The 11,092-nt window shown below is 63.5% G+C and carries 10 protein-coding genes; 2 read left to right on the forward strand and 8 right to left on the reverse strand.

Going from position 1 to position 11,092, the window contains the following annotated elements; translation table 11 throughout:
- Window position 1: 1 nt before the first annotated feature.
- The 4 genes from PVW27_RS02800 to yajC form a co-directional block, all read right to left on the reverse strand.
- Entirely contained in the window at window positions 2-754 is a 753-nt protein-coding gene (locus tag PVW27_RS02800; RefSeq protein ID WP_274555011.1) for a sulfite exporter TauE/SafE family protein, read from the reverse strand.
- Window positions 747-1,715, reverse strand: coding sequence for a protein translocase subunit SecF (secF, locus tag PVW27_RS02805; protein WP_274555012.1), 969 nt, complete (start codon window positions 1,713-1,715; stop codon window positions 747-749). The genes PVW27_RS02800 and secF overlap by 8 nt, the downstream gene beginning before the upstream one ends.
- A 1-nt stretch (window position 1,716) precedes the next feature.
- Entirely contained in the window at window positions 1,717-3,390 is a 1,674-nt protein-coding gene (secD, locus tag PVW27_RS02810) for a protein translocase subunit SecD (protein ID WP_274555013.1), read from the reverse strand.
- Window positions 3,391-3,488: 98 nt separating this feature from the next.
- Entirely contained in the window at window positions 3,489-3,770 is a 282-nt protein-coding gene (gene yajC / locus PVW27_RS02815; RefSeq protein WP_274555014.1) for a preprotein translocase subunit YajC, read from the reverse strand.
- 229 nt (window positions 3,771-3,999) lie between these two features.
- On the opposite strand from yajC, the gene serS reads away from it, so the two are divergent.
- A complete protein-coding gene (serS, locus tag PVW27_RS02820) occupies window positions 4,000-5,292 on the forward strand; it encodes a serine--tRNA ligase (protein ID WP_274555015.1) in 1,293 nt (430 codons plus the stop codon).
- A 17-nt stretch (window positions 5,293-5,309) separates the two neighbouring features.
- On the opposite strand, the gene PVW27_RS02825 is transcribed toward serS, so the two are convergent.
- Window positions 5,310-6,479: a DUF2235 domain-containing protein gene (locus PVW27_RS02825; protein ID WP_274555016.1), complete on the reverse strand. Its 1,170-nt coding sequence runs from the start codon at window positions 6,477-6,479 to the stop codon at window positions 5,310-5,312.
- Between the two features lie 137 nt (window positions 6,480-6,616).
- Here PVW27_RS02825 and PVW27_RS02830 point away from each other — a divergent pair, with 137 nt between their 5' ends.
- Complete coding sequence (locus PVW27_RS02830) at window positions 6,617-7,321, forward strand: TspO/MBR family protein (RefSeq protein WP_274555017.1); 705 nt, start codon at window positions 6,617-6,619, stop codon at window positions 7,319-7,321.
- A gap of 12 nt (window positions 7,322-7,333) precedes the next feature.
- Here PVW27_RS02830 and der read toward each other — a convergent pair whose 3' ends face one another.
- From der to PVW27_RS02845, 3 genes are all read right to left on the reverse strand, one after another.
- Window positions 7,334-8,830, reverse strand: coding sequence for a ribosome biogenesis GTPase Der (gene der, locus PVW27_RS02835; RefSeq protein WP_274555018.1), 1,497 nt, complete (start codon window positions 8,828-8,830; stop codon window positions 7,334-7,336).
- Between the two features lie 51 nt (window positions 8,831-8,881).
- Window positions 8,882-10,222: a PQQ-like beta-propeller repeat protein gene (locus PVW27_RS02840; RefSeq protein WP_274555019.1), complete on the reverse strand. Its 1,341-nt coding sequence runs from the start codon at window positions 10,220-10,222 to the stop codon at window positions 8,882-8,884.
- A gap of 64 nt (window positions 10,223-10,286) precedes the next feature.
- Complete coding sequence (locus PVW27_RS02845; protein WP_274555020.1) at window positions 10,287-10,958, reverse strand: hypothetical protein; 672 nt, start codon at window positions 10,956-10,958, stop codon at window positions 10,287-10,289.
- Between the last annotated feature and the right edge of the window lie 134 nt (window positions 10,959-11,092).

An 11,092-nucleotide genomic window follows, 5' to 3' on the forward strand; every position in this document is an offset into this window, starting at 1 on the left:
TTCAATCCCAGAGCGGCAGGCCACTGATCGCAGCTGCCGCGATGATCACATAGGCCGCCGCCCGGTAAAGCCGTTCCTTTTCGGGGCGAAAGATCGCTGCCCCCGCCATATTGGCCAGCATGACCGGCAGCGCAAGTATCAGTCCCAGGATCACTGGCACCGCGTATAGCCGATCCTGCACCGCCAGAAGTGCGATCAGCACGATATCAAAGGCGAAAAGATAGATCAGGATATTCGCGCGCACCTGTGCCGCCATCCGGGTGGAAGCCAGATAAAGCAGGATCACCGGTGGCCCCGGAACCCCCACGACTCCGCCCAGAAACCCGCTGATGGCCCCCGTTCCCAGCAGGATGGGCGGTGTCAACGGCCTTCGATAGCGCAGACCGGCCAGCAGCAGAATCGGAACAAGGATCGCCAGAAGGGACACCGCGTACCGAAACACCTCGGGCTGGATCGAGGCCAGCACCATCAGCCCGAGGGGCAAAGCGAGTATCATGGCCAGCGTGAGCAGCGCCACTTCCCCCAGATTGCCGTCGCGCCGGGCGCGCGGCAGGTTCGGGATCGGGCCGAACACATCCATCACCACCAGAACGGTGAGCGCCCAGAGAGGCGGCATCAACTGACCCGCAACCGGCATGAAGATCAGCGCCGTGCCAAAGCCCGAAAAGCCGCGCACGAAGCCCGCCACCACCGTTCCTGCGATCAGCCAGAGCAGCCCGTCGAAGGCCAGCGCTTCGGCAAATGCCTCAGGCATCTATGTTCGAGAACTGCGTGCCTGCTTTTGCGTCAGGTTTGGACCAGTCGCGCTTGATGCCCAGTTTCAGCAGCACCATCGACGCGACGAAAATCGAGGAATATGTCCCGACGATGATGCCCCAGATCATCGCGAAGACGAAGCCCCGGATCACATCGCCGCCCAGCACGAACAGTGCAATCAGTGCAATCAGCGTGGTGAGCGAGGTCATCATCGTCCGGCTCAACGTCTCGTTGATCGACAGGTTCAGAACCTCGCGCAGAGGCTTTTGCTTGAACTTCCGCAGGTTCTCGCGCACCCGGTCAAATACCACGACCGTGTCGTTGAGCGAGTAACCGACGATGGTCAGCAGGGCCGCGATGATCGCCAGATCGAACCTGATCTGGAGTTCCGAGAAGATCCCGATGGTCAGCACCACGTCGTGCACAAGCGCCACCACGGCGGCGACTGCGAACTGCCATTCAAACCGAAGCCAGATATAGACCAGCACCGCCGAGATCGCCAGAACGACGGCAATGCTTGCCGTCATGATCAACTCTCCCGACACTTTCGGCCCCACCGATTCGACCGAAATGAAACGGATGTCCGGCACGGCCTGTTGCAAGGCGCCCTCGACGGCCGCGATCAATTCGGGAGTGACCGCCTCTTGATCGTCCTGCGCCTGAATGCGGACCATGGCGACGTTTTCGTCAGGCCCGAAGCTTGGATCGAAAATCTCGGTGATGGTCACATCGCCCAGACCCAGCGTGTCCACCGCGGCGCGATAGGCGCCGATGTCGATGGTCTGCGCGCTTTCCGTGCGGATCGTGGTGCCGCCGCGGAAGTCGATGCCGTAGTTCAAGCCCTGCACGAAGAAGGACACCAGCGCGGCCACCATCATGAGGCCGGAAATGCCCAACCAAAGGGTCGGGCGACCGAAGAAATCGAAATTCGTGGTTTCCGGAACAAGTCTCAGGCGCATCTCATACCTCGATTGTCTTGGGGCGGCGGCGCTCGAACCAGATCACGATGATCAACCGCGTGACGAAAATGGCCGTGAAAACCGAGGTCAGGATGCCCAGACCCAGCGTTATCGCAAAGCCGCGCACCGGGCCGGAGCCCATGACGTAGAGGATCAAGGCGGTCATGAATGTGGTGATATTGGCGTCGACAATCGCGCTCAGCGCCTTTTCATAGCCAAGGTCGATGGCGCGTGCCGGGCCTTTGGCGGTCTTGAGTTCCTCGCGGATCCGCTCGAACACCAGCACATTGGCATCGACCGCCATACCGATGGTCAGCACGATCCCGGCGATCCCCGGCAGGGTCAGGGTCGAACCGATGAGCGACAGCAGCCCGAAGATCAGCGCCACGTTGATGATCAGCGCAATATTGGCAAAGACCCCGAACAGCCCGTAGCTTAGCACCATGAAGACCAGAACGGCGATGCCTGCCACAATGCAGGCGATCTTGCCGGCCTCGATGCTGTCGGCACCCAATTCCGGCCCGATCGTGCGTTCCTCAAGGAAATCCAGCCCTGCAGGCAGCGCGCCCGCGCGCAGAAGCACGGCCAGCTGCGTGCTTTCCTCGACGGTGAAGTTGCCGGTGATGATCCCCGATCCGCCCGGGATATGGCTCTGGATCACCGGGGCGCTGATCACCTCGTTATCCAGCACGATGGCGAAGGGGTTGCCGATATTGGCGGCCGTATAATCCCCGAACTTGCGCGCCCCGGTGGGGTTGAAGCGGAAATTCACCGCGGGACGGCCGTTCTGGTCAAAGGCGGGTTGGGCGTCGACCAATTCCTCGCCCGTGACGACGGGGGCCTGTTCCAGAACGTAGAACTGGCCCTGTTCGTCCAGTGACGGCAACAGCTCGTTGCCCGCGCCGGGGGGCATCTGGGCATTTGTCGTGCGTGTGACCACGGGCTGGAATGTCAGTTGCGCCGTGGTCCCGATGATCTCTTTCAACTCGGCAGCCGATCCCACACCCGGAACCTGAATCAGGATACGGTCCGCGCCCTGCCGCTGGATCGTGGGCTCGCGTGTGCCGACCTCGTCTATGCGGCGGCGGATGATTTCCAATGATTGCTGCACAGTGCGGTCATCAGTCGCCTGACGCTCGGCCTCGGACAGGCGGATCACGATATCGCTGCCGTCCACCGAAACGTCGATGTCGCTGGCCCCTGCCCCTGTCAGGCTGCTTACAGGCCGCGCCAGACCGCGCACAAGTTCCGCCGCGCGCTGCGCCTGATCGGGACGCTCGTTCAACCGCACGCGTAATTCGTCTGTGGCAGAGGGTTGCAGGCGGATCGTTCCGACCGTGTCACGCTCTTCCCGCAGCAGGTCCCGCACATCGGGCCACATGCCCTGAAGGCGCGCCTCATAGACATCGGCAACCCTCACCTCGGCCAGAAGATGCGCACCACCGCGCAGATCGAGGCCCAGATTGACAAGCGACGAGGGCATGAAAGATGGCCAGTTTGCCGCTTGCGCCTCAAGCGTGGCATCGCTGGCCCCCGCGGGCATCGCCTCAAGCGCCGCACGCGCGTCATTGGCCCCCTCGACCCGCGAATAGAAGCCGTTGGGCAGGGCCAAGGCCAGCCCCACTCCCACGGTCAGCCAGATCAGGAGCCGTTTCCAAAGATCAATCTGCAGCATGTCGCCTGCCTTTTGTCGAAGGGGGGCCGTCTGAACTCAAAGGGCCTTAAATGCAAAAACAGTGCGCCGGGGACCACAAGGCCCAAGGCGCGCTGATCTCAGCTCGAGGCCGGTTCAGTCTTGGAGATGACCTGCGCGACGGTCGATTTGACCACACGCACCTTCACGTTCTCGGCCAGTTCGACCTCGATCTCGTTGTCGTCCTTGACCTTGGACACCTTGCCGATGATCCCGCCTTGCGTGATGATCTGGTCCCCGCGACGCAGCGCGGCCACCATGGCCTGATGTTCCTTCAGCTTTTTCTGCTGGGGGCGGATCAGCAGCAGATACATGATCGCGAAGATCAGGATAAGCGGGATAAACTGCGCAAAAGCTTCCATCGGTCTGTCCTTGTCATGAAGCGTCAGGGGGCCGGCTGGCCCCCTTTGAATTGGCAGGGAACCTATGTGCCGACGCCCCCTTTTGCAAGGCAGGAAACGGCCAATCGCCATGATCGCGGCCGCATGCGCCAATTGACCTTGGCAGCCGTGTCGGTCGCCAATTCCCCCTTCAATCGGACAGGCTATTGCGGCATATGGGTGCAAGGACCCAGCCAGACCGGAGCACGCCATGCACGACATCCGCGCCATTCGCGAAAATCCTGCCGCTTTTGACGCCGCCCTTGCGCGGCGCGGAGCCGCGCCGATGTCATCCGAGGTTCTGGCATTGGACGAGGCGCGGCGCGCCCGCATCACCGCAGCGGAAACGGCACAGGCCGAACAGAACCGCGCGTCCAAGGACGTGGGCGCAGCCAAGGCCAGTGGGAACGAGGCTGAATTTGAACGTCTGCGCGCGCTGGTGGCCGAGAAGAAGGCCGAAGTCGCCGCGATGCAGGCCGAGGCCAAGGATCTGGATCAGCAATTGACCGATCTTTTGCTGACGCTGCCCAACAGCCCCCTCGCCGAGGTACCACAAGGGGCTGATGAGACAGAGAATGTCGAGCGTAACCGCTGGGGCACCCCGCGCACGCTGGATTTCAAAGCGTTGGAGCATTTCGACATTCCCGCCGTCAAGCCGGGGATGGACTTCGCCACGGCCGCGAAACTGTCGGGTGCGCGGTTCGTTGTCCTCAAAGGGGCCATCGCGCGGCTTCACCGGGCCTTGGCGCAGTTCATGCTGGATACGCACACGTCCGAACATGGTTTGACCGAGATGATCACCCCCGTTCTGGTCAAGGACGAGGCGATGTATGGCACCAACCAACTGCCCAAGTTCGCCGAGGACAGCTATCGCACCACCAATGGCTGGTGGATGATCCCCACGTCTGAGGTGACTCTGACGAACACCGTCGCGGGCGACGTGCTGGAGGAGGCGCAGTTGCCGATCCGCATGACCGCCCATACGCTATGTTTCCGGTCGGAAGCCGGGTCGGCGGGCAAGGACACGGCAGGGATGCTGCGCCAGCACCAGTTCGAGAAGGTCGAGATGGTCAGCATCACCCGGCCCGAGGACAGTCTGGCCGAACATGAACGCATGACCGGTTGCGCCGAAGCGATTCTGCAAAAGCTGGGCCTGCCCTACCGTGTGGTTGTGCTGTGCACCGGGGATATGGGGTTTGGCGCGCAAAAGACCCATGACCTTGAGGTCTGGCTGCCCGGCCAGAATACCTATCGCGAGATTTCCAGCGTCTCGGTCTGCGGTGATTTTCAGGCGCGCCGCATGAATGCGCGGTTTAAACCGGCCAATGGCGGCAAGCCCGAATTCGTGCATACGCTGAATGGCTCGGGGCTGGCGGTCGGTCGCTGCCTGATCGCGGTGCTGGAGAACGGTCAGCAGGCCGATGGGTCGGTGGATCTTCCCGAGGTGCTGCAAGGCTATCTGGGCGGCAAGACCCGGATCGACGCCACCGGCGCGCTGGTCTGACAGCGCGGCGGGAAGGCTTAGCTGCCGCGCGGCCCGAACAGGTCGCGCAGCACGCGCCTCAGGCTGCCGGGGCGGTAGCCCCCCATGCGGATGACCCGCAGCCGGGCCGCCTCAGCCACCTCGGCAGCCTTTTGCGGACCGCTTCTGTCTGACAGAAGCAACCCGTAAAGGTTTGCGAAAGACTGCTTTTGCAGCATCATGCCCGCCTCGGCCACCGGATCTGCGGGGGCGGTCAGCTCCTGCAATGCGATGCGGTCGAAGTCCAGCCCGGCATGGTCCGCCCGCGCCCCTTCCGCGATCCAGCCTGCCGGATAGGCCGACAATGCCGGCACGGGCCCGCTGCCGCCCACAACCCCATGCACGCCCGGAAACCACATCTGCTGATAAGGGCGGTCAGGCCCGGTCAGATCACCGTTCAGACCGTCGGGCCCGTCCAGATTACCCCAGAGCGCGGGCGGATAGAGCACCCGCCGCTCGTCTATCGCCACCGCATGGCGCGCGGACAGCACCAGATGGGACAGGTCCGTATCGTGAAAGGCGTAGCGGTCGTTCACGATCCGGGCGAATATTCCCAACACGGATGGCAGTCCCAGCGCGCCGACCGTATCCAGCACGCCAAGATACCGGATCTGCACAAGGATCGGCGGCTCACCCCGGCGATCCAGACGCCCCTGCGACAAGCGCCATTCGATTTCGGCCTGACTTGTCGCCACATCGGGTGACAGGGCCGCGCGTTCGGTCATGACCGCATCCGTATCGGGGGCCATCGCACGGCCGCGCTTGAGGTAAAGCTCCATCGCCTGCCCCACCAGATGCACCTTGTCGCGCGGCAGGATACCGGCCTTGCGGATCAATCCGGCCAGTGACCGTGCAGTATAGGCCCCGCGCGAAAAACCGAAGATGAAGATCTGATCACCCGGTTCATAGCAGAAGACGAGGTTGCGATAGGCCTCGACGATGTTGTCCTCAAGGCCCCACCCCAGCGCGCCGCCCAGAAACTTGTCCATCCCCCGCGCAAGGCGCGAGGTGCCGCGTCCGGTGCCAACACCCTGCTGGTAGAACACCACCTGTTTGATCCCGTCCGCCGCAGAGGGTGTGACCGCCTGCGCCAGTCGCAGGATCGAGGTGGGCCGCGCCGCATCCGCTCGGTTCCATGTGCCGTCACAGAAAAATACGATACGCTTCATGGCGGTCCGCCCTCAAGATTACGCAGATATCGCAATTGCGCCCGTACTGCCCCGCCCTTGGGCAGAGCAGCCTTTGGCTTTCTCTTGCAGATGGTTATATGTGGTGCAACCGAACAAGCAAAAGGCGAAAACCGGCGATGACCCGCAAGACCTCCCTCCTCGTGCTCTTGGCAGCCCTTGCCTTCGCCTTGTCGCCGCTGCTGTCGTCGGGATTCAACGGTTTTGCGCCGGATCAGTTTCCCATCCCGCAGGATAATCCGCCGGTGCAACCCGCAGGCTATGCCTTTGCGATCTGGGGGCTGATCTATCTGTGGCTTGTCGCCGGAGCCGTCTACGGGATCTGGGACCGCGCCACCGATCCTGATTGGGAGCCGATGCGCCCTGCCCTGACCGTCAGCCTGCTGATTGGCGCAGCCTGGATTCCGGTCGCACAGCTTTCGCCTCTCTGGGCGACGGTTTTGATCTGGGCGATGCTGGTGACAGCGGTTCTGGCCTTGCTGCGCGCGGGCAAGGCGGATCATCTTTGGCTGCGGACGCCGATTGCCCTTTACGCCGGATGGCTGACGGCAGCCTCTTCCGTGGCGCTGGGACTGATCCTTGCCGGCTATGGCTATCTTGACGCACAGATGGCCGCCTTGCTGGGACTCACGGTGGCGCTGGTGATTGCCCTGACGGTGCAGGCGCTGCGTCCGGATGCGCCCGGCTATCCGGCGGCGGTGGTCTGGGCGCTGGTCGGTGTGCTGGTCGCGAACCTAGACGGCCCGAACTGGATCGTTCTGGCCCTTGTCATCCTTGGCATCGCGCTGCTGGGCTGGCGCATGGTCGCAAACTGGCGCGCCTGAGGACGGCGCTTTTCAGCGCCGCCCTTTCTTGGGAGGTGTCGGGGCCTTGCCCAGATGCTTGGTCAGCGCGCCTGCGTTACGCTCGCGCCGCCCCTTGTAGGGGTTCTTTTCACCCTGCCCGCGCATGAACAGGCGGATCGGCGTGCCCGGCATGTCGAAATCGGTCCGCAGGGCGTTGACCAGATAGCGGGAATAGCTGGCGGGCATGGCCTCGGGGTTGGAACACATCACGACAAAGCCGGGTGGCCGCGTCTTGGCCTGCGTCATGTAGCGCAACTTGATCCGCTTGCCGCCGGGCGCGGGGGGCGGATGCGCCTCCATCATGCCCGCCAGCCAGCGGTTCAGCTGCGCCGTCGTAACCCGACGGTTCCATGTGTCATAGGCTTTTTCGACGGCCTGACGCAGACGGTCCAGCCCTTTGCCGGTCTTGGCGGACACGGTCACCAAAGGCGCGCCGCGCAGTTGCGGTAAGAGCCGCTCAAAGGCTTCGCGCAGAGCATTGATCTTGCCCTGCTTGTCATCCTCGATATCCCATTTGTTGACCGCGATCACGACCGCACGACCCTCGCGCTCGGCCAGATCGGCGATGCGGAGATCCTGCTGCTCGAAGGGAATGGCCGCATCCAGAAGGACGATCACCACTTCGGCGAATTTGACCGCGCGCAGACCGTCCGAGACGGACAGCTTTTCCAGCTTGTCCTGAATCTTGGCCTTTTTGCGCATGCCCGCCGTATCCCAGATGCGGATCGGCATGCCTTCCCAGTCGATCGTCAGGGAAATGGCATCGCGGGTGATCCCTGCCTCGGGTCCGGTCAGCAGGCGTTCATCGCCAAGGATCTTGTTGATCAGCGTGGATTTTCCGGCATTGGGCCGCCCCACCACGGCGATCTGCATCGGCTTGTCGATCGTGGGCCAGCGGACGTGGAACTTGGACTCGTCGTCGCCATCTTCCTCGTCCAGCGTCACGTCGATCTCGGGAAGGTCGCTGCCATCCACTTTGGCCTGTTCCTCGAAAGCATCAGCCAGCGGCATCAGTTGCGAATACAGATCGTTCAGCCCTTCGCCATGTTCGGCGGACAGGCGGATCGGTTCGCCCAGACCCAGACCGTAGGCTTCGATCACCCCGGCATCGGCCAGACGCCCCTCGCCCTTGTTGGCGGCAAGGATCACATGTTTAGCGCGCTTGCGCAGGATTTCGGCAAAGACCTCATCCGTGGGGGTCACACCGACACGGGCGTCGATCATGAAAAGGCAGATATCAGCCATATCCACGGCGCGTTCCGTCAGCTTGCGCATCCGGCCTTGGAGGGATTCGTCGGTCGCTTCTTCCAGACCGGCCGTGTCGATCACGGTAAACCGCAGATCGCCCAGCCGGGCGTCCCCTTCGCGCAGATCGCGAGTCACGCCGGGCTGGTCATCGACCAGGGCCAGGCGCTTTCCAACCAATCGGTTGAAAAGAGTGGACTTTCCCACGTTGGGACGGCCAACGATGGCCAAGGTGAAACTCATGGTCTTGCGGCTCCGGTTCCGGTCAAGCGGCTGCGATACACTATCGCGCGCTTAACGGAAAGCGTGCAATTGCCCCCGCGTGCCTACGACAAACAGCGTGCCACCGGCAACAATGGGCGAAGAGGTCGCGCCGCCGGGCACTGTCACCGCGTGGGTCTGCGCGCCGGAGGCGGGGTCGAAAAAGCGCAACTGCCCGTCATTCGAGGCGACGACAAGCTGCCCACCCGCAAGGATCGGTCCATAATGGGCCACGACCTCGACCTGACGACGTGGACGCCGTTCGGTGAAGTTCGGCAATTTGACGCCCCAGATCCGCGTCCCGTCATTCGCATCCAGCCGCATCAACTCGTTGCGATCACTGATCGCAAAAACCGAACCTCCGGCCACCCAGACCGGGCTGATGGCCCCGTCCTGCGCCGTCCAGCGCCGCTCGCCATTGGCGATGTCCAGCGCCACCATCCGGCCTGAATGGGTGCCGACATAGAGCGTGTCCCCCGCCAGAACCGGATCGCCGGTTATGTCAGCCACCCGCGCGAGGGCGCTGAAACGGCGCTGTCCCGAGACGATGGCATCCCACACACGCAAGCCGCCCTGACGGAACGTGGCCTGCACTTCACCGTTGCCGAACGCAAAGATCGCCAGTTGATCTGTGACGACCGGGGCGGCCCCGCCAAGCACATTGGATTGATCCGGCGCGGTCGAAGTTTGCCAGCGCACACGGCCCGTGGCCGTCTCGATCGCCCAGGCGGTATCGCCGCCCGACACAAGATATACCAGATCGCCCAATACGGTGGGTGTGCCCGATCCGGTCGCTTCAAGCTTCTGTTGCCAGCGGATCTCGCCGGTGGCGGCGTCCAGTGCGGTCAGCAAGCCAAAGGTGGACGAGACGTAGAGAACGCCATCGGCCAGCGCCAGCCCGCCCCCTGTCGCCTGATCCGACCGGTCAGCCGAGGGCGTCAGGTCACGCGACCACAGCGTGCCGCCAGAGGAGGCTGTCGCCGTCACCGTGGCACCTGCATCCAGCGTGAAGATGCGGCCTTGTCCTGCAACCGGGTCGGCCACGATGCGCTGCCGCTTGCCATCGCCTTCGCCGATATTGGCGGACCATGCCAGCTGCGGACGGGTCGACAGGGCCGCGTTCTCGGTGCGGTAGCGCGCCGTATTGGGCCGGTGGCTCCAATCGGCATTGTTCACCTGCGCGGGCAGACTGATCGGCAGGTTCAGGTTCTCGCTCCGGGCGCTGGCGGGATCTTCGACCCCCGTGCTCATCACGGCGCGCAGATCCTCTCGGACGCCCGGAAGGATGACTTGCCGTTCAGCGCAGGCCGACAGAAAGACGACGCCGGCCAGACCTGCGATCCACCCTGTCCTGTGCAAAGATGTTGCTTTCACGCTCGCCTCGCCTTCCCTGCCGCACTGCCCGCCTCTTGCCAAGGTCGGGGCGCGCGGCACCTTCTCAGTTTCCGGCCGTGCCGGTGCCATCCGGTGAACCACCAAGCGCCACAATCAACTGAGACGCCCGCTGACGCAAGCCCGCTGTCGCCTCGGCATCCGATTGAAGGGCTTGAAGCCGGGTTATCGCGGCCTCGATGTCACCTTCTTCGATCTCGATCAGGGCGAGTTGTTCCTCGGCGGCCACCCGCAGCATCGGGCTGGTCTGGGCAATGCCCTCGAACCCGACGCGACGGTCGGCGAGGCTTGTTTCGCCCGCATCCAGCAGCAAAGCCTTGAACCCGGCCAATTGGCGATAGACGGGGTCGATCTGACCGTCCGAGGCGATCCCCTGCAACAGTGTCAGCGCCTCGTCGGTCGCGCCCGTCTCGATCAGTTCGGACACCGTCAGGAAGTCCCGCGCGATGCGCGCCCCGACCGAGGACGCGTCCATTTCGCGCAGGGACGCAACCCGTGCTGCGCTCTCATCGGCCTCCAAGGCTGCGATCAGTGCATCACCCGTGGCTTGCGCCGCCGCGGCATCCTGCGCCTTGCGCCACTCGTTCCAGGCCGCACCACCCACCAGCGCCAGCACAACAAGCACGGCGATCCAGCCATAACGGCGCATCAGGCCGTAAAGCCGATCCCGACGGACCTCTTCGGTGACTTCCTCGATGAAACTTTCGCTCTGGCTCACGCGCTGCCCCTTTTAAGCTTTGCCCCCTCTTACCGTGAAGCCGTCGCCCTGCCAAGGGGCCGGGATGGGTTGCGGCATGCGCTGCGCCGGGTTCCGCCCGTTTGCCAAGGGGTTGTCCTTTCCTTGCCCCCCTC

The organism is Seohaeicola sp. 4SK31 (assembly GCF_028802875.1).
Lineage (GTDB): Bacteria > Pseudomonadota > Alphaproteobacteria > Rhodobacterales > Rhodobacteraceae > Seohaeicola.